The sequence below is a fragment of the Dysgonomonas sp. 37-18 genome (assembly GCF_001899125.1).
Classification (GTDB): Bacteria; Bacteroidota; Bacteroidia; order Bacteroidales; family Dysgonomonadaceae; genus Dysgonomonas.
The window spans coordinates 150,913-176,308 of record NZ_MKVC01000013.1 but is presented as its reverse complement, the minus strand read 5'-3'; the positions used below and the strand labels follow the sequence as shown (position 1 = coordinate 176,308).

At 34.7% G+C, this 25,396-nt stretch carries 37 protein-coding genes; 6 read left to right on the top strand and 31 right to left on the bottom strand.

All coding sequences use genetic code 11. The features are described 5' to 3' along the window. The 4 genes from BGO84_RS05635 to BGO84_RS05620 all read right to left on the bottom strand — a co-directional run. Nucleotides 1-477 (bottom strand): hypothetical protein (locus BGO84_RS05635; RefSeq protein WP_291028292.1); only part of this gene is annotated, 477 nt, incomplete at its 3' end. Between the two features lie 13 nt (nucleotides 478-490). After that, a complete protein-coding gene (locus tag BGO84_RS05630; RefSeq protein ID WP_291028290.1) occupies nucleotides 491-658 on the bottom strand; it encodes a hypothetical protein in 168 nt (55 codons plus the stop codon). A 1-nt stretch (nucleotide 659) separates the two neighbouring features. Next, the gene (locus tag BGO84_RS05625; RefSeq protein WP_291028288.1) at nucleotides 660-1,139 is read right to left on the bottom strand and encodes a hypothetical protein; all 480 of its coding nucleotides are present in this window, start codon (nucleotides 1,137-1,139) and stop codon (nucleotides 660-662) included. Nucleotides 1,140-1,227: 88 nt separating this feature from the next. Next, nucleotides 1,228-1,545, bottom strand: a complete 318-nt coding sequence (locus BGO84_RS05620; RefSeq protein ID WP_291028287.1) for a hypothetical protein — start codon at nucleotides 1,543-1,545, stop codon at nucleotides 1,228-1,230. 332 nt (nucleotides 1,546-1,877) lie between these two features. Between BGO84_RS05620 and BGO84_RS05615 the strand changes: the two genes are divergently transcribed. The 4 genes from BGO84_RS05615 (at nucleotide 1,878) to BGO84_RS05600 (ending at nucleotide 3,544) form a co-directional block, all read left to right on the top strand. Next, nucleotides 1,878-2,039: a hypothetical protein gene (locus BGO84_RS05615; RefSeq protein ID WP_291028285.1), complete on the top strand. Its 162-nt coding sequence runs from the start codon at nucleotides 1,878-1,880 to the stop codon at nucleotides 2,037-2,039. After that, entirely contained in the window at nucleotides 2,017-2,586 is a 570-nt protein-coding gene (locus BGO84_RS05610; protein ID WP_291028283.1) for a hypothetical protein, read from the top strand. The genes BGO84_RS05615 and BGO84_RS05610 overlap by 23 nt, the downstream gene beginning before the upstream one ends. Nucleotides 2,587-2,697: 111 nt before the next feature. Next, a complete protein-coding gene (locus tag BGO84_RS05605) occupies nucleotides 2,698-3,063 on the top strand; it encodes a hypothetical protein (RefSeq protein WP_291028281.1) in 366 nt (121 codons plus the stop codon). A 4-nt stretch (nucleotides 3,064-3,067) separates the two neighbouring features. Then, nucleotides 3,068-3,544, top strand: coding sequence for a hypothetical protein (locus BGO84_RS05600; protein WP_291028279.1), 477 nt, complete (start codon nucleotides 3,068-3,070; stop codon nucleotides 3,542-3,544). 60 nt (nucleotides 3,545-3,604) lie between these two features. On the opposite strand, the gene BGO84_RS05595 is transcribed toward BGO84_RS05600, so the two are convergent. The 20 genes from BGO84_RS05595 to BGO84_RS05500 all read right to left on the bottom strand — a co-directional run bounded on the left by BGO84_RS05595 (nucleotide 3,605) and on the right by BGO84_RS05500 (nucleotide 19,089). Next, nucleotides 3,605-5,845: a hypothetical protein gene (locus tag BGO84_RS05595; RefSeq protein ID WP_291028277.1), complete on the bottom strand. Its 2,241-nt coding sequence runs from the start codon at nucleotides 5,843-5,845 to the stop codon at nucleotides 3,605-3,607. Nucleotides 5,846-5,847: 2 nt separating this feature from the next. Beyond that, a complete protein-coding gene (locus tag BGO84_RS05590) occupies nucleotides 5,848-10,548 on the bottom strand; it encodes a tape measure protein (protein WP_291028274.1) in 4,701 nt (1,566 codons plus the stop codon). Nucleotides 10,549-10,810: 262 nt separating this feature from the next. Further along, a complete protein-coding gene (locus BGO84_RS05585) occupies nucleotides 10,811-11,191 on the bottom strand; it encodes a hypothetical protein (protein WP_291028272.1) in 381 nt (126 codons plus the stop codon). Further along, the gene (locus tag BGO84_RS05580; protein WP_169312236.1) at nucleotides 11,188-11,343 is read right to left on the bottom strand and encodes a hypothetical protein; all 156 of its coding nucleotides are present in this window, start codon (nucleotides 11,341-11,343) and stop codon (nucleotides 11,188-11,190) included. Before BGO84_RS05580 ends, BGO84_RS05585 begins: the two co-directional genes overlap by 4 nt. Nucleotides 11,344-11,381: 38 nt before the next feature. Beyond that, nucleotides 11,382-11,798, bottom strand: a complete 417-nt coding sequence (locus BGO84_RS05575) for a hypothetical protein (protein WP_291028270.1) — start codon at nucleotides 11,796-11,798, stop codon at nucleotides 11,382-11,384. 68 nt (nucleotides 11,799-11,866) lie between these two features. Then, nucleotides 11,867-12,439, bottom strand: a complete 573-nt coding sequence (locus BGO84_RS05570; protein WP_291028268.1) for a hypothetical protein — start codon at nucleotides 12,437-12,439, stop codon at nucleotides 11,867-11,869. A 5-nt stretch (nucleotides 12,440-12,444) separates the two neighbouring features. Continuing rightward, nucleotides 12,445-12,873: a hypothetical protein gene (locus tag BGO84_RS05565; protein ID WP_291028266.1), complete on the bottom strand. Its 429-nt coding sequence runs from the start codon at nucleotides 12,871-12,873 to the stop codon at nucleotides 12,445-12,447. Beyond that, nucleotides 12,870-13,196, bottom strand: a complete 327-nt coding sequence (locus BGO84_RS05560) for a hypothetical protein (protein ID WP_291028264.1) — start codon at nucleotides 13,194-13,196, stop codon at nucleotides 12,870-12,872. The genes BGO84_RS05565 and BGO84_RS05560 overlap by 4 nt, the downstream gene beginning before the upstream one ends. Next, nucleotides 13,196-13,510 carry a DUF6706 family protein gene (locus tag BGO84_RS05555; RefSeq protein WP_291028262.1) on the bottom strand — a complete coding sequence of 105 codons (315 nt, stop codon included), beginning with the start codon at nucleotides 13,508-13,510 and terminating at the stop codon, nucleotides 13,196-13,198. Before BGO84_RS05555 ends, BGO84_RS05560 begins: the two co-directional genes overlap by 1 nt. Further along, entirely contained in the window at nucleotides 13,507-13,707 is a 201-nt protein-coding gene (locus BGO84_RS05550; RefSeq protein WP_291028260.1) for a hypothetical protein, read from the bottom strand. The genes BGO84_RS05555 and BGO84_RS05550 overlap by 4 nt, the downstream gene beginning before the upstream one ends. A gap of 11 nt (nucleotides 13,708-13,718) precedes the next feature. Beyond that, nucleotides 13,719-14,795 (bottom strand): hypothetical protein, encoded by a 1,077-nt coding sequence (locus BGO84_RS05545; protein ID WP_291028258.1) that lies wholly within the window; start codon nucleotides 14,793-14,795, stop codon nucleotides 13,719-13,721. Nucleotides 14,796-14,808: 13 nt separating this feature from the next. After that, nucleotides 14,809-15,396, bottom strand: a complete 588-nt coding sequence (locus BGO84_RS05540) for a head fiber protein (RefSeq protein WP_291028256.1) — start codon at nucleotides 15,394-15,396, stop codon at nucleotides 14,809-14,811. Between the two features lie 2 nt (nucleotides 15,397-15,398). Then, nucleotides 15,399-16,064, bottom strand: a complete 666-nt coding sequence (locus BGO84_RS05535) for a hypothetical protein (RefSeq protein WP_291028254.1) — start codon at nucleotides 16,062-16,064, stop codon at nucleotides 15,399-15,401. Nucleotides 16,065-16,257: 193 nt separating this feature from the next. Then, the gene (locus tag BGO84_RS05530; protein ID WP_291028252.1) at nucleotides 16,258-16,698 is read right to left on the bottom strand and encodes a hypothetical protein; all 441 of its coding nucleotides are present in this window, start codon (nucleotides 16,696-16,698) and stop codon (nucleotides 16,258-16,260) included. A 30-nt stretch (nucleotides 16,699-16,728) separates the two neighbouring features. Then, a complete protein-coding gene (locus BGO84_RS05525) occupies nucleotides 16,729-17,085 on the bottom strand; it encodes a hypothetical protein (protein WP_291028250.1) in 357 nt (118 codons plus the stop codon). A 31-nt stretch (nucleotides 17,086-17,116) separates the two neighbouring features. Continuing rightward, the gene (locus BGO84_RS05520; protein WP_291028248.1) at nucleotides 17,117-17,566 is read right to left on the bottom strand and encodes a hypothetical protein; all 450 of its coding nucleotides are present in this window, start codon (nucleotides 17,564-17,566) and stop codon (nucleotides 17,117-17,119) included. Between the two features lie 12 nt (nucleotides 17,567-17,578). Further along, nucleotides 17,579-17,833: a hypothetical protein gene (locus tag BGO84_RS05515; protein WP_291028246.1), complete on the bottom strand. Its 255-nt coding sequence runs from the start codon at nucleotides 17,831-17,833 to the stop codon at nucleotides 17,579-17,581. Nucleotides 17,834-17,878: 45 nt separating this feature from the next. Further along, entirely contained in the window at nucleotides 17,879-18,199 is a 321-nt protein-coding gene (locus tag BGO84_RS05510) for a hypothetical protein (RefSeq protein ID WP_291028244.1), read from the bottom strand. A gap of 3 nt (nucleotides 18,200-18,202) precedes the next feature. Beyond that, on the bottom strand, nucleotides 18,203-18,667 hold the full coding sequence (locus BGO84_RS05505) for an ASCH domain-containing protein (RefSeq protein WP_291028242.1): 465 nt from the start codon (nucleotides 18,665-18,667) through the stop codon (nucleotides 18,203-18,205). Between the two features lie 248 nt (nucleotides 18,668-18,915). Continuing rightward, complete coding sequence (locus tag BGO84_RS05500) at nucleotides 18,916-19,089, bottom strand: hypothetical protein (protein WP_291028241.1); 174 nt, start codon at nucleotides 19,087-19,089, stop codon at nucleotides 18,916-18,918. A 178-nt stretch (nucleotides 19,090-19,267) separates the two neighbouring features. On the opposite strand from BGO84_RS05500, the gene BGO84_RS05495 reads away from it, so the two are divergent. Both BGO84_RS05495 and BGO84_RS05490 read left to right on the top strand, forming a co-directional pair. Then, nucleotides 19,268-19,516, top strand: a complete 249-nt coding sequence (locus BGO84_RS05495; protein ID WP_291028239.1) for a helix-turn-helix transcriptional regulator — start codon at nucleotides 19,268-19,270, stop codon at nucleotides 19,514-19,516. A gap of 2 nt (nucleotides 19,517-19,518) precedes the next feature. Beyond that, nucleotides 19,519-19,863: a hypothetical protein gene (locus BGO84_RS05490; RefSeq protein WP_291028237.1), complete on the top strand. Its 345-nt coding sequence runs from the start codon at nucleotides 19,519-19,521 to the stop codon at nucleotides 19,861-19,863. Between the two features lie 65 nt (nucleotides 19,864-19,928). Here BGO84_RS05490 and BGO84_RS05485 read toward each other — a convergent pair whose 3' ends face one another. From BGO84_RS05485 to BGO84_RS05455, 7 genes are all read right to left on the bottom strand, one after another. Beyond that, nucleotides 19,929-20,897 carry a hypothetical protein gene (locus BGO84_RS05485; protein WP_291028235.1) on the bottom strand — a complete coding sequence of 323 codons (969 nt, stop codon included), beginning with the start codon at nucleotides 20,895-20,897 and terminating at the stop codon, nucleotides 19,929-19,931. Then, nucleotides 20,897-21,388: a hypothetical protein gene (locus BGO84_RS05480; RefSeq protein ID WP_291028233.1), complete on the bottom strand. Its 492-nt coding sequence runs from the start codon at nucleotides 21,386-21,388 to the stop codon at nucleotides 20,897-20,899. The genes BGO84_RS05485 and BGO84_RS05480 overlap by 1 nt, the downstream gene beginning before the upstream one ends. Nucleotides 21,389-21,400: 12 nt before the next feature. Beyond that, entirely contained in the window at nucleotides 21,401-21,667 is a 267-nt protein-coding gene (locus BGO84_RS05475; RefSeq protein ID WP_291028231.1) for a hypothetical protein, read from the bottom strand. A 70-nt stretch (nucleotides 21,668-21,737) separates the two neighbouring features. Continuing rightward, nucleotides 21,738-21,986 carry a hypothetical protein gene (locus BGO84_RS05470; protein ID WP_291028229.1) on the bottom strand — a complete coding sequence of 83 codons (249 nt, stop codon included), beginning with the start codon at nucleotides 21,984-21,986 and terminating at the stop codon, nucleotides 21,738-21,740. 256 nt (nucleotides 21,987-22,242) lie between these two features. Continuing rightward, nucleotides 22,243-23,724, bottom strand: coding sequence for a phage portal protein (locus BGO84_RS05465; protein WP_291028227.1), 1,482 nt, complete (start codon nucleotides 23,722-23,724; stop codon nucleotides 22,243-22,245). Nucleotides 23,725-23,734: 10 nt separating this feature from the next. Further along, on the bottom strand, nucleotides 23,735-24,955 hold the full coding sequence (locus BGO84_RS05460; RefSeq protein ID WP_291028225.1) for a terminase large subunit: 1,221 nt from the start codon (nucleotides 24,953-24,955) through the stop codon (nucleotides 23,735-23,737). Then, complete coding sequence (locus BGO84_RS05455; protein ID WP_291028223.1) at nucleotides 24,952-25,368, bottom strand: hypothetical protein; 417 nt, start codon at nucleotides 25,366-25,368, stop codon at nucleotides 24,952-24,954. The genes BGO84_RS05460 and BGO84_RS05455 overlap by 4 nt, the downstream gene beginning before the upstream one ends. Nucleotides 25,369-25,396: the final 28 nt, after the last annotated feature.

Sequence of the window (25,396 nt, the reverse complement as noted above, 5' to 3'; positions counted from 1 at the left end):
TATACCATCTCCTTTTACACCTGCTTGTTTTGATGACACAAAACGTTCCTGTATCAATGAAAGAGATATAGACAATGTTGCATTAACAGCATTTATAGTCAAGAACCCATCATCAACTCCAAGACTTTCCATGATGGAATAAGAGGCAGCTCCACCGTCACTATCAGCATAGTAACCTTTTGTAGTCACTTTGTCATAATACCCTAGTTTTAAAAGTATTATATTCTGCAACGACATGTAACGGATATCATTTACAGTATTGACTGTTAATGTGCGACTTTTAGTAAGATCAAAAGCTTGTCTTAAATACAAATCCCCTTTCTTTCTATATATTACATTGTCTAGTTTCGAATCGGACATTTCAGTACCATCCGCAAATTGTGATACTTCTATATAATTGACATTTTCGCCTGTTTCTGAAGATAATATGTTCGTCCAAATATCCCCAACTTTTATCGCTTGCCCAGTAGATGGCATAATATTATATTTATTAAGTGAAAAATTCAGTGTCTAAAATTGGAACTGTCACAAATGAAGATCCTAGATCAACCTTTACGGTTCTGCCTTCCTGTATCCCTGGTACTGTAAAACCAATCAAAACCTCTGCTTCTGGAAGGCTTGATATAGGAGTTGGTTCTTGTTCTATATTTGTTGCCATTTTATATTAATAATGTTTTATTATCATCTGTAATTAATATGCTTTGCCCTTCAGTAGCAAGAACATCATAAATTATAGTTTCGCCTAAAGGCTCCGTAAATCGAACAGCTACTTTCCCATCCGTAAAGCCTATGCCCATATCAAGGCTTTGAGGATCTTCCATATACAAATAGTAAGTTTCATCTATTGATGTCACAGCTAGCTTAATTTGTCCGTTACTTATCTCATTCTTGAAGTCTTTATACTTGGTTAAGTATTCACTTCTAGAAGAACAAGTAATGTCGAAAATTAATATAATCTGCCTGCTGTTTTTCTTTGGGTTAGTTATGAAAACTTGTTTGCCGTCTTGAGAACGAGACTCATTTTCTATATATGACTTCATAGGATATGGAGAAAGCAGATTTTCATAAGAGTTATCCGCTAACTTCACATTCCATGTAGACCATGCGTCTTTGTCATTTATAAATAATTCGCCTGTCATTATTTTTTTTTATTTTAAAGTTACTTATAGCTTAAAAACCTATTACCTGAATATGCTTTTACGAGTAAACAGTATCTATTTTGTTTGCTTATAAGTATTTAATCCATGAAAACAGCTTCCTTTTGTTTAAATATTCATCATCTAATTGATTGATATACGCCTCCCGTTCGAATGAAATATTATAGTACGCTAACATCTTATCACGATACTGAATAAGCCTTATTAACCACTCTATACCATACCATAAGTAAAATAATATCCAAAGCATTTCGTTTCCTTGCTTGATATGTATCCCTTCGTGATTCTTGCTCGTTTCGTTAAGTTCTTTTCTTGCAAACACAATCCCAAACAGCGTAATAGCTATAAATCCTTTCGGCGGTATAAACTTATTTTGTACTATCTTCATGTTTTTGATTTAAAGATAAAGGCATGAAAAAAGCCTACCATGTGATTAGTAGGCTTTGGACAAATAGTACTTGAGTAGTTTGCTTATGCTATTGTCATGTTTAGTTGTTATATTATAATTATATATTTATCTTATATTGAACAAACATATAATATGTACGTTATTATTATATATTTATAAATAATGTTATTTTCAAATTAATTTTAAACATTTAATGTTGTTTATATCTATTTATTTACTTATTTTGCAGTCCGAAATAAAGAATAGAACTATTTACTTTTAGAAAAAGTTGGGATTTGCGCCGTTAATTAAAGCAACAAAAGCATAAAACTATGGGAGCAATCATATCAAAAATTCAGACAAAATCAAATTGTATGGATGCCAATAAGCATTCTAAAAAACCTGCATCTACAAATCAAACATTCAAATTCAGACCGGTAACAGAAGAAGAAAGAGAAAGACTGCGAGTAGATGTGTATAAATATATCCTTTAATCATTTTAAATATAGATTTGTTCAAAATATAAAAGGTACAGAAAATTCTGTGCCTAAAATTTTGTATAGATTTAAATCTGATATAACACATCAAGTATATTTAGTTTGGGTCGAAATATATCCCTATAACTTATATGCTATTAAATTCCATTTAAAAAGAGATTCAGGGTCTAGGCTAAAATACAATAAGCTTACAAATCTTAACGAAACAAGGCCTGTAGTTAAGACGTGTATTGCCATAATGCTAGAAATACATTCGAAAGATAATAAATCATCTTTTGGATTTATTGGTTCAAATACAATATGCGATAGGAAAATTAAAAATAGAACCGTGTATATACATGAACCAGAAGCAAAGACAAAAAGGTATAATTTTTATTCTCGTATGATGCTAACTTATTTCTCAGACAATATTTTTCAGCATGAAGTTATAGAAGAGAAAAGTGCGTATATTATGCTTAGAAAAGCAGAATATGAAAAAGATAACGATATATTAAATAAAATAACAGATTATTTTCAATGTAATTTTGATATCATACACAATTAAACATAGAATCGGGCACCGCTCGATTTTTTTTAATTCATAAAAACTTCTCTCTGAGTTATAGGATAATAAAAGTTAATTTGTAGTTTTGTGGATTAACTTAAATCTTATTGTATGAAAAAATATTTATTTCTGATTTTATTTATTATGACTTTTGCTTCTTGTGCATTACCGAAAATACACATGACTAGCTATTCTGTGGATCTTTCAAAGTATAATAAAGAAGGCTTTTATATAACAGAAAGCAACTCTGTGAATTTTGAATACGATCCTATATGCCTTATGGGAACTCAAGGAGGCGGAAAGCAATATGATAAAAATAAAATAGTCAAACTAGAACTTGAAAGCGTTTTCGACAAATTCGTAAACGACTGTAAATCAAAAGGCGCAAACGCAGTTATTAATATAAAAATAATACAAAATTATAGTAGTACCGAGAATACATTTTATATATCAGGTATGGCTATAAAAAGAAAATAACATTATGAAAAAAATTATATACTTATTACTTATATTTCCATTATTTATTTCTTGTTCGAGTAATGGAGATGACGAAATATCGGTTGATACACATATTAACATGATAGCAAGAAAGGATATTAGCGGAAATAATACTATATCAGCAATATTCTATATATTTAAAAGCGATAATTATGACCCAGAATCATTTAGCAGGGTAGATCAATTTTCTAGTATTGCTACATTGAAAAACAATCAAGGCAAAGTAATAGAATCAATTGATTTTAAAGTTTCGAATGAGAATAATGGATATATAACTTATAATTGCGCACCGGGTAATTATTTTATTGTATGTTGCCCTAGCGGATTTATACCAAATACAATTCTATTAATGAATTTATGGAAAGCTAATGAAATACAAGTAGACAAGAATAAGGGCGTAGCTTTCGAAGTTAAATTTAAATCTCTTTACTCTAAAGGATATGTTAGATGGGATGAATAAATTATAAATTAATTTAATAAAAGGAGGATATATTCATACGTCCTCCTTTTTCTTATATGCCTATTGAACGATCTTTAATACTCCATTATCATTCCAAACTGTGCCCACCGGATAACTAGAATTTGTAGGTAGATTCTTTAATGTCATTATCAAATTATTTGAACTATTTATTCTCATTCTAATTCCACTTATTAAATCATTTGGGAAGCTAACCTGATCGTACCCTAGACTAAATTGCTTATCATAAAATTTTCCATTAAATTTCTTTATACCATCCTCACTTTCTTCAAATAAGAAAAATCCTGTAGGGGTATATGATGCAAGATATCCGTCTAAATCTATAGATCCTAAGTTTAATTGAGATCCATCTCCACCAAATATCCATTGTCCAAGTACTTTTCCATCTGTATTTATTAATTTTATGTCTCTTGTATCTGGATCTATAATTATTCTATTTCCATTTATATTACTTTCAAATCTTCCTCTTAATAAAGCCTGATTCATAATTACCTTACCGCCATGAGTAACTACAAAGCTTGCAACATCTGTAGTTGCACTTGGGTTCGCAACTAGGTTTATTGCTTGATCTAATGTTCCACCACCCCAAAACGCCACATCGTTATCATCTTGCCATACACCGTTAACACCTGCTGTATTTACCCAAATATCACCCTGCATTAATCCGAATAATATAGTAGTTGTAAGACCTAATCCGCCATCGAATACTGTTTCATTCTGCAAAGCGGTGCGCAAGTAATTCATACCCTTAATGCTTCGTGTGTTATTGTTAGATGCTCTCATAGCCTCTAGGTAATTCACATCAGACTCTTTTTTGTTGCTGTCTACTTTGGCTTCTAATGCTTTTCTTCGGCTGTATCGTGGCTTTTCTCCTACTAAGTATTCATCTTTACATGTTACCGGGTATTTAGTAAACCCACGAATACGAGATACTTTTTCGCCTCCGTTAAAGATCAGGCTTTTAAGTTTTACGCTTTGCCCTAAACCCATATCCAAACCATAAGCAGCTACCCTGAAAGGATTAGCCATACATGTATAAGTAGCGTTTTCTTCTTGAATGCTTGCCATTTTAGCATGTGCCTCTGTTAGAAGTTCTTGTTCGGCTTCTCCTACATACTGATCGCCTACTAAAGAGATATTAAAGTTATAAAGCACATAGAAATCACCGACACGAGGACATAGTAAATCGTTTGGAATAATTAAATCCGGGTTATCCTGATTGTTTATTATTTCAAATTCTTCTGTATCGTCATTATATCCTAATTCAAAATCACGACCTGACAAGAAACTGTTTTCTCCAAATTGAAGCGAAAGAGTAAGCCCCGGTAATATATATTCAGAATTGAAGTTCAAACCGCTATCTTTAAAGTAAAAGACTGTCATTTCTATGCCATCATCATTCTTTACAGTTGCCGTTCTAATCGATGTAATAGTTCCTGTACGCTTAGGGTAGATATTATCAAATGTAAATACCTTCTCTATGATTTTATTTCCTGTCATGTTCGGGAAAGCATCGATATAGTCACCGTTTGATATAGGAAGTCGCAAACGTTTTTGTACAATAGCATCTACAGCCTCACTGCTTCCTGTGCTTCTGTAATTTGATGGTATATTTCGGGTACCGCCAAAAGCATACATACGTGTGCAATACTCATCGCTATTTTCGTTTGAACGTTTTATGTCGATAAGTTCTATTTCACGCCTTAGTTCTATAGTTTCTCCTTTCGAATAGCTATACACTAGGTTTATTGTTTTAGCCTCATAATCTACATACCATTCACAATTGAACGCTTCTGCAACGTCTGTAAGAAAATCGAAAACATTCTGAGAACTGAATGTAAGGTTCTGCATATCGGTAGGCTCTACAATACCAACCGTCCATGTTTCACCGGTGTATGCGTTTATATTATCACAACCTATCTGTAAGAATGTTCCGGCATGCTCCATTAGCGTCCATTCAGCCTCTTTCAATCCTTGGTAGATATACCAACAAATAAAGTCCTGCCAAAACATTTCCGGAGCTTCAAACTTTGGCTCATACCTATAATCCTGTAATCCGTTTTCTGTTGGCTGACAGTCGGTGCGTATGGCGTATCTTATACCCTTATAGTCTATATAATCAGCACGTACAAAGTCATATTTTATTGTTAGCGGAAATGAGAATTGCACGTAATGTTCAGACATTAGCTCATTAGCTTGCTTAAAGTCATTCGGAATGTCTAATTGCATCTTAGGTTCACCCCAAGCATTATATATAGTTAAATCGTTACCTATTGTTATCATAGTTAAATATTATCAAGTTTACCATTCATTTGTCCTAATACCTCATTCATTTGAGGTAAAACGCGAGACCATTTTTCTATATCGGATACTTTATAAAACATTTGCACTTGTATATTCCTGTTTTCTTCCATCATGCGCTCTATTCTTATCGATGATTGACTAAGCGCACCCAAAGGCATAGCGATAGTATCAAAATTGAACTTCTCGCTTACTGGCTGATTCCATTGGGCTATTCGGGATACATTTTGATCGATAGATATAAGATTCATTTGCATGGCTGTAAACCGTCCTTCTAAAGCCTTTCCTGTATCCTGAGACATGGTTTCAAAGCCACCTCTGGATGCCTGCTGAGATGCATTTTCAGTAGTAGGATCTACGCCAAAAGCCTCAAATATTTTATCAAGTTCTTTGCTATTGGTGTTAAGAATATTTGCAAGCCTTTGTTTCCAGTCATTAGCAGCACTTGAATCATAATTTCCGCTCAGAAACATATCTGCCAATTCATCATACATTGGCTTTAATGCATTGGAAAGTATCTGATATTTAAAAGATGATAGAATAGCATTAGTTAGCTTTTCCTCTGTAAAATCAGCAAGACTTGTTACATTTCCTCTTAAGTCGCTAATTGCATTCGCTGCATCAGATAAGAAGCTATCGAATGATGTTCCTGTAGCGAACTCATCCATTTGTTGGCTTAATTCGGCTATTTGATCTTTCCATTTTTGCGTTTCTTCATCTGATCTCGCTATCTTATCAGCTATATCCGACATTCCTTTCCATCCTGTAGCACCAAGCCTCCTAAATGCTTCCTCATTATCTATGATTCCATTTTTCCAGTCCTTTAATATTGATATAATTGGCTTTGCCTGATTTCCTATTGCATTACCTGCAGAACCCTTAACAAAATCTTTATATAATGAATCTAATGTTTTATTTGTATCAGAAAGTATGCTATCTGAATTTTTCTTTGCTATCTCAAAGTTTTTTCTTGCTTCATCCGATTGCTTAACAAGTGCCTCCCATGCAGAATAATCAACCTCTGAAATAAACCCTTTGTCTATTAGCCATTGTAATGCTTCTAGGTTATCTTTAAATGCTCTAGCATAGTCTATTGATGAAATTAGATCATAATTTTGTTGTCTTAAATCTATATTGTATTGCTGTTGAAGCTTATTTATCTCTCTTTGTATTTCGGCTTGTCGTTCTTTTTGTGATATAAATCCTGTAATAAAGGTAGATACAATACCCATACCAGAAGAAGCAGCGCCCATAAAGTCGCCTGTGGCGAATGATGCAATACCGGAAACAGCATTGCTAAGCATACTCAAATCAACGCCTGTTATGTTTGATAAACTACCGGTAATCTCTTTAAATATTCCGGCAATTTCAGCTAATTTTTGTTCTGGTGTTTTCTCCCATTCTTTATTCAGTATTCTAAGTCTAAGATATGCCTCCCTCAATTGCCTTGCTAGTTCATCATTATTCGGGTCGTTCATTACCCTTTTTTCTAGATCGTTGAATATTTTCTTCTGATCTTTTATTTGTTGTCCTAATGAAGCTTTACGTTTGTCCGATTCAAAGAAATATCTATCTGTAGTTAATTCTTTATATTTTTGGTTATATTCTGCATCTGATTCCAATTGACGTTGATGCGCTTGTAGACGAGCTTCCGCAATCTCCCTGCTCTCATTCTTTTCTATTTGTTTTATTAGATCTGAATTACCTTTAGCTAAGTCCCTACGCTCTTTATAATGTTTGCGTATAGAGTATATCTGTTGATCTAATTGAGAAGCGAACGTCAATTTTTCTTCATCGGCAAAAGCTCTTTGTTCTTTGGATATATCTTCATTTCCTTTTTTCCATGCAGCTAATGAAGCATCAGTTCTTTTCTTTATCTGGGCTTCTATATCAGCATCACTTAAACCTTGAGGCAATAGCGTTTTATCAAATGTTGCAAAATTAAAACCTGTATCAGAACCTTTATTTTTTATATAAATATTCTTAGCTGCTTCTTGCTGATCCTTTATCATCTTTTGGCGGAACTCTTCTATAGAAATAAGTTCCTTCGCCATATTTAATTGATTTTGCCGATAACGCTTATCAAAACTATCTTGCTCAATATCTAAAAGCTTTTGTTCATATTCGAGTTGTTGTTTTACTGATTCGCTATCAAGTTCGGCTTGGAGATTAAGTAATTTAAGATAAGCTTCTGATGTTTTATCTGTTTCCCTCTGAGCTTTCTTATCAGCTGTTTCACCAGCTTTGTTCTCTTTTCCTATTTCCTTTGTTGATTTCCCATAAAGCAATAAATTAAGTTCATTTTCAGCATCTTTTAATTCCTTTAACTTATCCTCTATTGCTTTTGAGAATTTAAAAGAAGGATTATCCTTTTGATTATCTGGTATTATTTTATTATTAAGATCTTTTAATTCATTATTTAGATCACTAACCCTTTTAGTTGCATCATATATTTGATCAACACCGGATTTTGCTGTTTTCTTAGCTGCTTTATCTGCTGTTTCAGACATTTTATTTAAATCTTTTTCAGCTTGAGCAACATATTTTTCAAGTGATTCTTTAAGCTTAGCATTTGTTATCGAATTTCTTTGCCAAACTCCTTCTAGACCTATTAAATCTTTTGCATCCTTAATATCCTTACTTGTTTTAAAAGTAACACCATCAAAATTAGTAATACCACTTAATATCTGTTTTGCTCTATCAATATTAGCTTTAGATTGCGCACCATTTCGTTTTTCAAGTTCAATATTTACTTGCCTTATAGCTTCCGCAAGATCTAGATTCTTTATCTTTTCTGTATCAAGATTAGAGAAGATAGATGGATATTTTGATTGTAATGTTTCTAATGCTTTTTGCTTTTCTGTTCTGGTTGAAACTTCATCCCTTATTATACCTAAAAGATTCTCAATTGCCCTTTTTTCTTCTTCTGTTCTTTGAGCTGTATTCTCTGTCTCTTTATTTAACCCAATTTGAGCTTGTTCTGCAGCCGTAGCAGCCGTAGCTAATTCATATATACCATAACTCAAAGCTACAACAGCAGCAGCAGCCAGAATATAAGGATTTGGTGCTAAAGCAGCCCAAAGATTATTAGATATGGTAATTAATTTAGTTTTTGCAGCTGACAAAAATGTAGTAGCTGTTGTGTTTGCGATTTCAGCTTCTGTGTTTAGAATCGTAGATGCAGTATCTGCATCTACTGATAATTTCTTTATTAAAACTTTGCTACCTACTATTTGTTTTACAACACCACTATGGGCAGTAGCTGCCGAATTCTCTTGCTCTGATAATGTATTTAATTTATTCGTTAGCGTTTGTACATTCTTATTTGCAGTGATATCAACACCTGATTTTATTTCAGCTCTCATAGCTGCAACATTACGCCCATGTTGTATTTCTTCTGCTCTTGCAGATGCTATTTTAGCCTGAATAGATGCTATTTCTCTATTTTTAGCTGCTATTTTTTCAGCACTAGCCTCTTTTTCTTTTAAGGCTATAGCTTGCGATATAGCAGTATCCTTTTGATCTTGTAGTTTAACTAAACGTAACGCAGCACGACTTTGTTTTTCTGACTCCAAAGCCATTTTCTTTTGAAGCGATGCTTCCGCTTCTCCAGTTGCATTTGTTATCGCAGAAGCAAGTTCTTGACGTGCTGCCTCTGTTTTTGCTTTAGCTGTCATCCATACTTGTTCGGCTTCTGCTCTTTTTGTCCTTAATGATTGAAGATTAACTTCTTCCTCTGCTAGTTTTATTTTAAGATTCTCAGCTGTTGCTGCTATCTCAGCTTGAATTGCTGCTACATGTTCGGCTGAACCTTGTACTAATCCCATTTGAGAAATTCGATACGCCTGTTTCCCATTTAATAATTCAGTAAGTGCAGCAGCTTGCACCTTGTATGTATCAGCAATCTGTATAGGTCTTATCGCAGCTTCTGTCATAAGAGCAGCCTTATATAATCCGTATGTGGATACTAATCCTGCCAAGATTACACCTACTTCCTGATAACTATCCACAAGCTTACTTGCCCCATCAATAGCTGTATAAATAATTCCTTCCGAGCTTTCGCCTATTTCGTTAAACATTAATTGAATGGAGTCTTTTAGCTTCGATATTTGTCCTGTAACAGAAGCATTTTGTTTTTCCATAAGGTTGTAGAACTTACCTCCTTCACCTGACATATTCTTAAAGGCTTGTTCTACTTCTGGGAATCCTATCCTACCAGCTTCAACCATAGAATATATTTCAGAAGATGTTTTTCCTAGCATTTTCCCTAATTCTTCTACTATAGGAATACCAGCCATTGCAAAGTCTCTAATTTCTCTATTTTGAAGTTTCCCTAAAGCAGAAACTTGACCATAGTTTATTGCTACTCTCCAAAGAGGAACAGACACGCCAGCTGCAACATCACCTAACATCTTAACTGTATCAATAGCTTTATCGGATTCAATTCCCATAGCTATGATCTGCTTTGTATTGTCGGCGACTTCTGTAAGTGTAAAAGGTGTACTTAAGGCTAATTTTTTAATATCAGCCATCATCCTATCAGCTTTTTCTTTGCTACCTAGCATTGTTTCAAAAGCTATTTGTAATTGCTGTATTTCGCCCCTAACACTTATAATTTCGCTGCCAAGTTGTTTTATCTTATCAACTCCATAGGTAATACCGGCAAGTGCAGCTCCTTTTTTCAATAAATCTACTAATCCATCAGATGTTTGAGATGTAGATCTAGCAGCCCTTTCTTGCTCTTTTGAATATCTATTTACCTCTGAACGAAGAGCATTATACTGTATGGTTGTCTTTTGGAGTTGGCTATTAAGTTTGTCATAAAGAGCAGGGTTAGCTGATCTTTGCATACTTACTAGAGCTGACGAAAGTTCGTCTATCCTTCTTTTTAGGTTAATAACCTCTTGGGCGTTCGCCTTTATGTTTATTGCTGATCCCGGCATAATTTTATATTTTTCTTGCTTCTGATTCTACTTTTAAAAATCCGCTACTTACCACATCGTAGCCTTTCGCTTCCACCCATGTACAATACTCCATACCGTTACCGCACACAAGCTCTATTCCTGTTCCATCTTTGTATTTATCTAAGAAATAACTCATAGCGGGCAATACTATGCTTTCGTATAGCACTTTCCCATCTTTATATAGTCTATAAGAGTTTGCGTTTCTTAGATTTCCTGTCTGATCTTGATAGCTTCCTTTTTGTTTTGATGTACTTACATAGATTTCACCTATACGCATCATTTTTAAGATAAGCTTCCTCTCTTGTGCTTCAATTTCCTTGAATACATCATCAAATCCGCTTATGTCTACATCTATCTTTATCATCCTTTTATATTATTCCCGAACAACTCATCGCTACTTTTTCGGATTATTATATCCCCTGTTGCTTCTCGCTGCTTATCGGCTTGCATCATAACTAAGTTTCGGTATGGTATCAACTCAAAAACTTCTTTGTATGATAGGTGTAAACTATCCATAAATGAGGATATTTGACCCATCATTGTATCACCACCTATTATAGTGGTCTTGCTATTATTTTTGCTGCGCTCAAGCACCCTTGCGCACTTCGAAAAACCTTTTCTTTATCTATAAGGCTTAATATGGTATCTATTGCAATATCTATTTCATCTTGCGAAACGCTCGGATCTTCATTTATCCATTCGTTGTATATCTCATCTGCTAATTGAATATCACTTTCGATAAATCTGCTTATTCCTTTTAGCTGATGTTTCGATATCTCGGGTATTTGGGCGACTAATGATAGATTTGTTTGGTCTTTTAAATTAAAATCTATCTTGGCCCATTCACTAAGACCTAGACACATCGTTTTAATAGTTGGTGATTTTACCTCATAAGCTTTACCACCTATGAATATAGTCTTATAATCTAATCCTAAAAGTGCCTCAGATACTAGTTTAGCTGCTTCGTTCATATTATTTTTATCGAAAAAGGGCAAGCAGTAAACACCGCCTGCCCTTTTGGTTATACATAATTATTTTCTTATCCTATGACTGCTGCGTCAACGGCTGATTTGCGAATCTGGACGAATCCTTCTATCGCTGTATCGGGAACCATTGCTGTAGCTGTAACCAACATACCTATTGCATTATCCACGGTTGAATCTCTTGCTTGAATAAATGCTTTAGGGAATACGATATACACACCGTCTTCTGTCAATGCAACTACAGACTTGTAAATGTTTTGTTTTGTAGATGGTGCACCGTATTTATCAGCCCCGGCTGTTCCTCCCTTAAAGTCAGCAATATTTGTAAAATCAAACTTACCAACGGTAAATGTGATTACTTTTGCTCCTTTAGCGGTCGTACCACCTCTATACACTTCGCCTGTTAGCTGATCTGTATAGAAGTTTGTTGTATCTTCTGCTTCGTCATAATTCCATGTGTCTTGATGCACGTTTGGAACTGTTTTTGTATCTGCATCAGCCAAAAATGCCTTTAATTCTGCAGGTGTAAGACCTTTTGTCGGGTCTCCTGCTACTGGTGCAGTTGCTGCTGTTAATAGATCATTGCTATGATAAATAGCTGAAATTCCTATTCTTGAAATACTTTCCATAATCTTTATAATTTAAAATTTTGATTTGTTACTTTTAATCTTACATTTAAAAAGTCGCTCCATGTTTCAGGATCATCTTCTTGAACAATATCTTCCAATCTGTAATAGAGGGTTTTTCCTTCGAACTCTACGAATGTCCGTTTGTAGAATAACTCAGTGCATACCCTTTCTAAAATTCTTAATCTTGATGTATCAGGCATATATGAACCTAAATCATTCAAATATTTCTTAGGTACATAAACACATACTCTTGCATACGTTTGCTGCCAATCACTATTATCAGTAGCATTAACGATAACGACTATTCTCTCTTTAACAGAGCCTTCTTTCACTGGCAAATGTTGATCCTTTACTATTTCAGGGATTAATCCTAAAACAGCATTAGATTTAACATTGTCAATCAGAATAGTCTTTATGTCGTTTGTTGCTATCATTTACTACCTAATATTATTTGAGTATAGTTGAAAGCACTAAGCCTTTTTAAATCTACGATCTGTGATTTTGCTCTGATAAGTTCACCCTCTTTAACTGTCACCGTTACGCCTATTCCTAAATCGTCTCTACGATCTAAATTGACTGTATGTGTCGGTATTATCCCTGTTCCGGCATAAGCTTTCTTTATATCTGTACTTGCATCATGCAAAAAGCAATCGCATAAATATTCTACAGTTTCAGTGCCTTCTTGCCAATCTCCATTTTCATCTTGATAAGATGGTGTCGATTTGTGGATATACAGTTTATGAGGTTTGAAATACATTACAAAAATCTTACAGATGGTTTTTGATTAAGTTCATCTTCAATCCCAAGTTCTTTACATAGCCAAGCATAATATTGAAGTATGTCTTTTGTATCAAATGACACAGAGAACCCACTTTCAGATATTGATTTTGCTCTAAGAAGTAATTGAGGTATGATATATCTAATTAATCCAAGATATACCGAATTTCGATTTTCATTTGAAAATTCTAAACTTACATCAATACCCATAAGATCAAGATCAGCAAGATCAGCCTCGGAGATATTCACTCCGTAAGGCTGAAATTTGCTTGTTATGTAATCCTTTATTATCATTTGGATACTTTCTTAGTTGCCTTCTTGTCTTCTACTACGTCTTCTTTAGGATCTTCTTTAACTTCGAGTTCTATTAATCCTCTTTCTGTAAGGTCTTGAATTCTTGCTTTATCAGAAAGATCAATAACGTCACCCGGCTTGTATTCCTTCGAAAAATCGAACCTATCAGTAAAACCCTTTAATACTTTTACTTTCATAGTAGAAATATTTATGAGAAGTTAACCAAATCTAAGTTTACAATCTTATGAGGTGCAGCGATATTTGGTATCCATTCAGCGCCATACTCCATGAAACGTCCTTCCTCAGTTCTAACCTGTGATATATACATACCACCCTCAGAGCGAGTATAAACTTTACCCGGTATTGGATCACTTGCTTCGTATGGCTCATGCCACATCATCTTACCGATCTTATCCGATTGCAATAGTGTTACGCGCTTGTCTGCAAATGTTGAAACTGAACCTCCGTCTGTTGTTGCTACATATTCTTCAACTATACGTACTGGAGGTAATCCTATACCGGTGAATAGCTGATTAGCCATAGCGTCAGTCATAAGACCCCCGGCAGATGCTAGTTGCGCACCACCGAATATCATCTTATAGTTTGTTCCAAACTCGGCAGCTCCGATGATATATTTATTGAAGGTAGATCGTGACATCTCGAGAACTGAGAATGCGCCAATAGTTGCCCGAAGTGATTCGATCAATGTTTTCAGGTAAGTAATAAACTTATCCTGATCGCCTACTAATGGTGTGTAGTACTTAACCGGCAATTCAATATCAAGAAGCTCAATTCCTTGCGGATTATCTGCAAGCTTCACCTCCGCTTTACCTGTTGATCTCAAAGAACCTACAACCAAATCCATACGTTTGTGAGGCGCAAGAAGTACTTGTCTCAAATCGTCTGTGATATAATCAATAATAGCATTCATTGCAGCTATTTGATCGGCTGTTTTAGCCTGATTGTATTTATCAATCAAAGATTTAAGCTGATCTAGTCGGTCGTTATCCATCTGATAACGGTCTCCTAAATAAGCAACTTCTCCATAACCTTGTCCTATAGACCGGCGTTCACGAAGCGGTTTGTTCGAGTTCCTGTCAATGATTGATCCTGCTGTTACACCTGTCACAGTTCCAAGATAAGTCTTGAATGTGCGTGACATTGTTTGCTCAAAGTCAAGATAACGCTTCCAATAGATAGTGTCTAGCTTTGTTTGCATTACCCTGTCAATTATCGCTTTTACGATATTTGCATCGTTGAATAATTTATCTAATGTCAATTGCATAGCTTATAATTTATTAGGGTTGAAACATAAAATTATCACCTAGAGAAGCTTTATCCTTGTCAGAGATAGGAAGTTTAAGCTTACTTTCTATTACCTCATAAGCACGTCCAACGGCTGTTACTGTTTCTCCGCTTTCTACTTTAGTTATCGCATAATTAAGTTTGTTGGCTACATTCTTAGGGGTTGTTCCTCCTACTGCTGTTGCTTCAAACAAAACCTGACCGACTGTAACGGCTGCACCGATTGTGGCTGCTACTGTTACAAGATCATAACTTGCGTTTGTCTTATCAATTGCTGTTACTTCTGCTCCTTTTGCTCCTGTTCCTAAATACATACCAACTGCAATAAGAGAGTTCTTAGCAATCTTATACGATGTGGCTGATGCATTAGCAGCTTCAACAATAGTAGCATTCTTAACAACCTTTACTTTACGAGTGGTAAAATCCACTGCTATTGGTGCTAATACCGGAACAATATATCCATCTGTTAAAGAAGAATCGTCCAAGTTGAAACCTCCCGAATGACGGAAGACTGTTTCAAAACGGCAAAGTTCCTCGATTACCGGTTCAGCGTTCAGGTTATAACTAACTCCTGCTGGCATAATTAATTTTGTTTTTGTTGTTCTACAATTTGTTTAGTTCCTGTGTTTATCATCCCTGCGATAACCTCAGACTCTTTTACGTTCTCGCTACCGCTAGATGGAGGTACTGTTTCTTTAAATCCGTTGTTTGCAAGCTCCTGATTACGCTCTCCCCATTTAGTGCCGATTTTTTCAGCCCATGCATCTACTTCTGATTCGTCTTTGAAAGTTCTACCGTCTAAAATATCAGAAGAGTACCATTCAGGCACTTTCTTTTCAGATAGTATACTTGTAAGCTTTTGAGATAGTGTAGCATGTGTTTTTTCTGCCTGTTGCGATCCAACTGTTGAAGCAAGCGTTTGAACCGTTGCCGTAAGACCTTCAATAGCTTTTTGCCATTCTGGGACATCTTTAGGTGGATCTTGTTTTGTCGGATCATCTTTATTCTCAGTACCCTTTGCTTTCAGTTCGTCTAATTGTTTCTGTAGACCCGATTTCTCGTTTCGTACTGTGTCAATATCTCCCTGAAATGCTTTTAAAAGACCTTCGACCCCACTAATAGCGGTTTCGATTGCACTTTCTTCTGTGACGGTTTTAGAAAGGTAGTCAGCCACCCCGTCAAACGCCTTATCACCAAACCCAAAGGTTTTATACTTCGTTTTCAGTGCTACTAATAGTTTTTCTTTCATTTTTATTTATTTTCGTTCGTAATCTTTGTAGTATAAAATTACTTAGGAACGAAGCAGGAAGGAAGGAAATTAAAGTCTGTGAATAAACAGTTGCGCAATTGTGCGCAAGTAGTGTTTTTCGTGTTGTTTTGAGGGTATAAAAAGAAAAAGACACCCTTAGTTAGAGTGTCTTTGAAGTGGGGATTATGTGTAGCTAAATTAGATTTCTAATTAAATTGTCAAGCTCTTTTCCATGTTCAACTATTTGCCCTATCTGCATTTCGTCTCTTAAATCTTTTTCGATCTGATCTATATTGGCAGTTTTGTAGTCAGAAAAAGAAAGCACACGGTAAAATATATTACCTCTATCATCTTTTAAATAGTTTATAACAAAAGAGCCTCTGTTACTTGATGAACCTTGCAGAAGTATCACAGTCGGCAAATATTCCTGCGCAGTATGAGTGATATCATCGCCCTCCCATCCGCTTACGGCTTCGACTACTTTCAGTATGTCAATGTTCGTATCGTCAATAATTCCTTTCTGCACGTTTTGAGGGTAAAAATATTTCATGCTCAATGATGGCATGATAATGCAGATGTTGCTTAAATCGTTGTGGCGGTATGTGGAAATACCGAAATTCGTTCTTGATCCCATATTTTCATTCCCTTTTCAATTTATATTCAACTAAACGGATTCGGATGTTTTCATGAATTCATTAATTGCTTCATCGGTATTTTCAAAAGCATAGAATACATCATCTTTGTTTCTGAGCCATCCAATAAAACCTCTAAGCAAATCTTTGTCATAATTTACTATTGTAGAGTTTTTTAGTTTGAGGATATCGTTAACTACTCCGATATAAACTTCTTCTTCGTGGTCTTCAATTAGTTTATTTACATCGTCTATTGCTTGGTTATAGGCTTTGATTTTTTCTTTTTCAATATCTTGATTGATTATCTCACACATTCTCGAAAAAGACATCTGTTCTGCTGATACATAGCTTATCAACTTTTTAAAATATGCTACTTTGAATTTTTTCATTCTCTTCCTTTTACTTCGTTAATAATGAGGGTTACATTGAATATGGTATTTTTAAATACTTATCTTTCTTGTTTTGACGTTTAATCTTTACGTAAACATCGCCTGCAAATTCGTCACCAGAATAGCCTCCATTACACCATTGGTCAACCCAAACGCCTTGAATCTCTTTATGCCAATATTCTTTTTGATAGTTTCCTTTCGGTTTATCTACAATTGAATAACCCGACGTTCTATCTAAATCTTCTATCAGATCGCCTAATGATTTATGAAAAGAGTTTCCTTTGACGGTTTTAATAGCATTAATAACCCTTTGGTCTTTTCTATTACATTCGGCTTCATATTGGAAAAATTCACTCATTGCTTTATCCATGTCTGCTTTGTTCTTGTCATCGCATTTAGGACATACAGGGCAATAATCATCAAAGCGGTTATCTTTGCTATCAAACTCGCAAAAGCACCAATTGCATTTTACTTTTTCCATCTTCTCTTTCTTTTAAGTATATTGTATTTTAAATTCCACCTCTATCTCTTCGTTATAAGATAAGCTTTCTCCGTTATGGCATGAACAGCACCCTAAGAAGTACGTTTTTTCTGGGTTTGTTACATCTGTATATTCATTTACTTGGTAATTCTCATCGCAATGTTCATATATTACAATACCAGTTTCGCGATGTTTAAAATAGTTGTTATTATAGCAAGACATTTCAGGTATATGCTCGAAATCTTTTCCATCTAAAATTAGTTTCATCTTTTCTTTCTTTTATCTCCCCTTTAACATGAGAAAGGGGAGGGGTTATGATTTAATTATAACTTTCAGATTGAACGTCCTCGCAATAGATTCAATTTCCTGTATTGCGCATCGTCTCTTTTCGTCCCATTCGTCCCAGACATCTTTATATCTATCTGGCGTTGAAGACCTGTTGTAGCAATCTAGTTCGTCTGTCTCATTGCCTCGGTGCTTGAAGTTCGTTCTTTTTACCATTAAGCACACCTTTTCTAAAGGCAATCCCGAAATCTTACATCTAAAATCGTTTATAAAACAGAAAGTAGAGTCCTTTTTTATTTCAATCCAAGAACGCTCGATCCATCCTGTTTTGTAATCAGTGGTATTCATTTCTTATATTTTATTAGTTGGTACTAAATACTCGCTACAATCCCAAAAGCTAAGCTTTCCTTTTACATTGAGAATAGGTTTGTCGAATAGGACAGGGTTAGAAAGTACCCAATTGTAGATAATTAAATCATCTTCTGTATCTGGATCGGATTCATTTGCTTGATGAATAATTGATCTTTCAGCCCAAATACTATCGTGATTAATTACACAATCAACTATATCAATATGTCCGATGATCGCAGATAGCTGAACCTTTTCAATTAGATTTATTTTCTTAGATTGGATTAAGTAATTCAACTGATCGGCTGTAAATACACCTTCACTAAAATATTGCCCAACTGGCTTCGCACTCGCATGAATATACACACGACCTCTATACTTAGTTGGCCATGTTCTATTCTCTACATCTTTTATACCGGCGCATATCAAATATGCCCATGGTTGTTTTATTGATATTGCTTTGTTCATTGTCTTTGCTTTTATTGTTAATAAGGTGGAGGTTAGATTAATTGGTTAAATACATCCATAAATTCGTTGTAGTATTTCGTATGGAGATCTAAAGTCTCTTTATCTTTATTGTCTATAAGTAGTGACACGCTACTTTGTCTTGTATCATTTTCTTGGGCTATCCTTGCTACCGCAAGAACAGAGCATAATCCTTTTATTACATTTTCTTTTTTCATTGCATAAGAGATTGCCCCCCGAAGGGGCTATTATTACTTTCTTAAGTTATTTAATTCTATCGCTGTATTGTCAGCTTCTTCTTTGGATAAGCAAAGGCTTTCTAAGCTCATATCTAATTTATTATATACACCATAATAACCGCCTCTGATTGGTTTTACGTAAAATCTATCGCCTGTTACTGTTTTGAAATATCCTATTGCTTTCATATCTGTAATTATTAATGGTTATATTTTTTATTACTTAAATATCTACCACAAATATAGTATATAAAATATAAATATCAAATAAAAAAGTGTTAAAAATATATTTTATGATATAATTATAGCGATCATGTATTGTTTTTATAATATAATAGTCTATATTTGCATATAAATAATGCATTATATGAGTAGATTTAAAATCAAAGAACTAATAGAGGGTAAAGGATATACTATAAATTCATTTGCCGAACATATAGGAATGCCACAAGGTAATTTAAGCAATATCGCCAACGGAAAGGCTAATCCGACTGATAAGACGCTTCAAATGATAGCGGATAATTTAGGAGTTGAAGTTCCCGACTTATATAATAGGAAAGAATCTATATTTATATGTGAGAATTGCGGTGCAGTATATGAAATGAAAAAGAAATGAGTATGGAAAAGGTGTTATTGAATAGCGACATGCTTAATGATGCGGATAGTATCTATTTTCAAATAGATAAGTTTGAGTTCATCAAGTTTAAGATGTACAACATAATGGAGTACCCTAAATTTTTCGTTGCTTGCTATAAAGACTTAGCATATCGGGGTATAAAACATAAATCTTTATTCGTTCCTATGAGCATATACAATAACGTTTCAGTCTTAATATCGCATGATGCAAATTTTAGGGCGACTGATACTTTTGAAACTGTATTGTCTGCTATCGGTATAAATGAAAGGAATCTGATAGTGTATATACCTGATGTATTAAAGGATAAATTCAAGGCAATGCCATAACCGAAACCGATTTAATTAAACTTTTTAAGGAGAAATGATAGGAAACAACAAATAGGGTTTAAAATCTATTTCTTGTCATTTTTCTTTAAATTATTATCCTTGTCAAAGTATTCGTAATACCCTTTTGGCATATCAGGTTGTTTAGGAGAATATCTTTCATCTTCCAATATTCTGTCAAACTCTTCATCGGTTGCAAGTATAGGTATAGTGACACACATGCATTGCACATGAAAACCAATAAATTTAAATGTCTTAGGAAATACAAGTCCATTCATAGCACTACATATAGGACATACAGTTGACACCCTGTTTGAATTTTGAATACGATAGCCTATTACGACTGGGTTTTGTTGAAATCTTAGATATTCCGCTTCTCTGTAAGCTCTGTTAATCTCATTTCTTGCCAACCTCAAAGCATTCTGGTAAGAACTTCTATAGACACCTTGTCCCGGTGAATATTGTAATGCGTTCTTAGATGGTGCCAAATTACCGAACTTATCCCGAACTTTCCTAAAACGCATATCGGGTTTATTAAGGTACTTCTTAATGTCGGTTGCGAGTGATTTTGCGCTTTGCCCTTTTTCTATTGCTGCTGAAATAGCCGATTCAAGTTCGCTTCTTAGGTTTGCATTTGAACTCCAAACACGATCAGAAAGAGTAAGACCTTTGATCTTGCTTTTCTTGAATGCTTCTAGTTCTTTTATGTTAGGCGATTTTAAAGCTTTTGGAGCGACTTTATTTTTATTGTTGAATAGTTGGTCTACTAAAGCATCATTCTTTTGATTTGACAGCTCCCATACGTCCGTAATCTTATTATTTATGTAAATGTTAACTGATAACTTTAGCTTATTTATTAAATCGTCGGCTTTATTCTTGATTGAAGGGTAATTCTTGAATAAGAAATACTCTTTATCCGAAATGCTAAGAAAAGAAGCAACCCCCAATAGCTCATCTACTAAATCACCATAGATGTTCTCTAGGTCTTTTAGTATCTTTATTTGGGTTTGGCGATATTGGGAGTCGTATTTGTTCATTATCTTATTCTATTTTCTTTTGATATTTTACGCATCTTATTGCTAATACCTAATCGATACAACGTAAAAGCATAATCGTGCATGCAAACATGACCTTTATACATTCCAAAGTTTGATCTTTTTACATCTGATAGGTATGTTGGTATCTCTTTTATATTATTCCATTGCTTATCAGTAAGTGAAGTTGTTTTCTTCTGAATAAGAATACGTCCGTTTTCGGATATTCTTACACAAGGTGCAAACCATTTCGGAACATCATTAGTCATATATTTTACCATTTCCCATAACTCCCATTCGAGGATATTATCAGACGGTAACCGGTCTACATTCTTGTGGATTTTTACAACACATGATTTATCGTAATCACATTCATAAACAACCCTCGAACAACCTTCTGCAATCAGATCACCGCAAAGTACATCGTGATAAGCCATCATTATGTCGGCACTATCAAATAATTCTATTATATCCTTTACGGTATCGGTTCTCATGGTTGGATCTGTTTATAACCTCTCATAAAGGACATGCCAAACATATATACCATCTTGAACTGTACCAAGAAAAACAGTATTCAAATCATCCGGCAAATTATCACCTGTGCCGAATATATGAAACCGAACCATTGATAATGGCTGACTCTCGTCTATCAAAGCCCAAACGCATAACTTTTCATTTTGCATCTGTACTGATAGTAACTGTGAGTTTTCAGGAAGGCAAAGGCATTGTTTTTCTATTGTGAGATCAATGGGATATTTATAGATAGTTTTCATTGTCTTTATTTTCGTATCTGTTCATGAAATAAAAAATTAAAGTGGTCAAATACGACCACTTTGGAAAACATCAAGCCTTGAGACTTAAAACCGCTTCAATTTCACTTTCTTGGCATTCAGTAAGACTGACATCAAAACCCTCTACTTCTTGTATAAGGACATAAGCATGTTCATCTGGCTCAATAACACCTCCCGATTCTCTGTCAATGATACATCCATCTTCTTCATCGGTCGTAAAGCCGACAATACAAGCTAAAACTTTCTCTGTGCTGTTTTCTGGTGTGAATAACACCTTGTCAAATAAATTAAATTTTCTCATAACTAATTTTTGATGTTAAATATATATTTTACAAACACTTTCACCCATAACCAAGCAACATACCATTTGCGAGGCCGAATATTTACTGACAAGCTACTACCTATTGAGGTATCCTGTGATATTTTGAATTTAAATCGATTCATGATCTTAAATTCTTTTTCGTTTACCACTCTTATATCTTCTCGTTGGTCTATTCTCTCTGTGATATAGAGAGCGTAGAAAGTTTAGGATTGCTTTCATACTTATTAAATTTTAGTTATACTCCTATAGGATAATTACTTACTTCATTTTTCTTCTTTTCGTCTTCCTCAATATCCGAAAGCTCCTGATCTACATTGTCCTCTTCAACTAATCCAGCAAGTATGATACCTGTCTTGCGTGATGCGATACCACCCATAACAGCATCAGCAGCGTTTTTAATCTTGTCAGAAGTACTATCGATCATGTAAGGTACAATCTGAACATCTATATCGATAGTCTCAGACGCATCAGCATAAGCAGTATTAACCGACCCTATAGCAGAGACAAGAAAGTTATAACGTCGTTGCAAATGCTCTCCTAATGTCTCAGCGTGCATTTCTACTGCCATGTGAGCACCCATAAAAGCATATTTAAAGCTTATACCAGAGAAAGCATTCCCCATACCCCGTAAGTTTTCAAAGCTTATACGAGGTGTATTTGTGAGGGAATAAGCATTCTCTGTAAGTGTATCTATTTCTAGTTTTGCAGCTTCAGGCGTTTGCTGCCATGAAAGATATTTTAAGTCTCCTTGATTTTCTAGTTCTACAAGACCCCCTCTTGCTGCCTTCGGATTATTGTCTATAACTTTACCGGTTGCAACCAACTTAGGAAAGAAATTATAATCAATACAATCTCCATAGTTAGATATTATTGTTTCTAACCTATTCCTGATAGGTCTTATATTAGCGCATAATGATTTCTCCCTGTATGAGTATATTGTTGGGTTCTTTTTGAAGTTATGCTTAAATGGATACCCCGGAGCATTAGACCAGTCAGCACCATTTTGCACCCATAGATATACTGAATTATCATCTACAAACTGGAAGTAATTAATAGTAGTGCCATCAGCTTGCTTGATCATATATTCACGTCCTAAGCCTTTATAATCATTGGCATCATCAAAGAATGGCCAAAGAGTATCGCCACGGAAAGGCGACCAGACAGCACATTTGAATTTACGTGTAGCGTTAGCCTTAACACCAAAAACAGATTTTACTTTATTGAGTATTAATTTCCAAAAACTTTTATCTTCAACTGTATACCAATATTCAGCTACTTCTGTTTCAGCAAGCCATGAACGAACAATCCTTTTATTGAGATATTTAACCTTGTTTTTTCGGTCTATTGTCTTTACGACTTTGAATAGCTCTTTTTCTTTATCATCTTCTGTTTCACATGTCAAATCAGGCTCATTACCTACAGTAAATGCAGTATGAATATTCACGATATCCTGTTCGAGCGGTAAGGGAATGCGATTAACCGGCTCATCTTTTGTAATAGCAGCTTTGGTAACTTTTCCTGTCAAAGTGTCTTTTTCTTCCGGGCTTATAACTTTTATCTCGTCAGGGCGTAAAGTCTTATCCATAACATCGTGAAGCATCGGATCCCAATCTTTTTTTAACTGCTCTACTTCAACTATGGGTGTTTTCCTAGCCTGTTTAATAAGTTTTATCTTATCGGCTATATTTTCTTGTGATAGTATCTCTTGTAATGTCATATATTCGTTTTTAGTGGAAAACTCCTGTTAAGTCTAAAGCCTTTCTATATCTACCCAATATTTCGGAAAGGACAACATATCTACTTGCGTCTATACCATGATTATAATTATCTATTGGCATATTTGTACATCTACCATCTTTATCTTGCATCCAAACATAATTTCGGAACTCTTTTATCAGATTAGTAGATCGGCGTGTTACTTTTATATTATACTCGTCCATTTTTTGTACACCGGCAACAATAGAACCTTTAAATTTCTCTACTGGATAGATGTTTATATCAGCATTTTTTATTTCTTGTATCAATCTTGGGTCTGCGCTTTCTGATATAATTTTCATATCATGATACGGCTTCAGCTGCCTTATTATATCGCCAGACAACATGTGTGTGCTATAAAATAATTCATCTAAATAAAGATCATTATCCAATAAACATACCTTAATCGCTGCTGTTGGATCATTAGTATATCCGAAGTCAAGTCCTATCCAACTCTTTTTAACCCATTGAGGGATTTCTTCTACTATTTCGATGTTCTTGAATATCAATCCTTCGATTTGAGACTGCAAACCTAAACCGTATATCCGCCAAAGAGACTTATTTTTATGTTCAAGGCTCTCAATGCTGTCTATTACTGTTTGCTCTAAAAACGGATTATCATTATATGTAGAAATGAAATGAAATGTCTTTTCTTCTTTGTTTAAATCACACAACCAATGATCATCACTAAATGATGGGTTATAATCTACTATTGCATACATTGTTGTACGCATTTGGAGCTGCACCCACTCAATATGTGATATCTCATTTGCTTCATTTACATAAAGAATATGCCTTTTACGTCCCCTTAACTTTTGTTCTGAGTCGGTAGAAAAGAACTCAATAAAAGAGCCATTCCCGAAAGTGTATATCATTTCTGTTTTATTTAGACACTTATCTTCAAAAATGCCTAATCTAAATAATATATCTTTGAAGTCTCGAAATACCGACCCTTTTATAGCTGGCAATGTAGATCGGACTATTGACACTGATAGATTAGGGATAATCAGACAATACACGATAAGCAGTATAAGGATATTATATGTCTTGCTGCTTCGGCTACTACCTTGACATGAAACAGTCGTAAACCCCATCTTGACTGCCTGTGCTACTATTCCGAATACTTTAGTAGCTTGCAGTTTTTCGGGGTTTATATCCTCTTTTTTATCTACTATCTCGATGTCTAAGTTCATTTGAATAGTCCTGTTTTATCTATTATCTGAATAGAAGAGATTAAGTCTTTACCGTCTTTGCCTGTAACCTCATTTTTCTGTGTCGCCTTCCCATATACTCGATCAAGCAATCTATCCAAGTTTCCTAGTTGTTTGTTTTCTATATCTCCGGCTATCGAAGAAGCAATAATAACTACAGCAATAGGGGTATCTTCTTTTTTTGCGAGATCCACTAACTGGTCTTTGTTGAGTATTAGCAACGATTTAACAACTTTGTTGAAATCCTCCAAAGACAAAGATTCTCCAAGCTCATCAAGTTCTCCGATTATCTCTTTAAATCTTGATGGCTTGCGTCCTGCGTTTTTAGGTTGGTTCTGCGATGTAAACCGAGAACCTTTTTCTAGATTTTTTAAGCTGCTTTTCTTTACTCCCATTTATATTAATCCTCGTTTTATCCTCGTT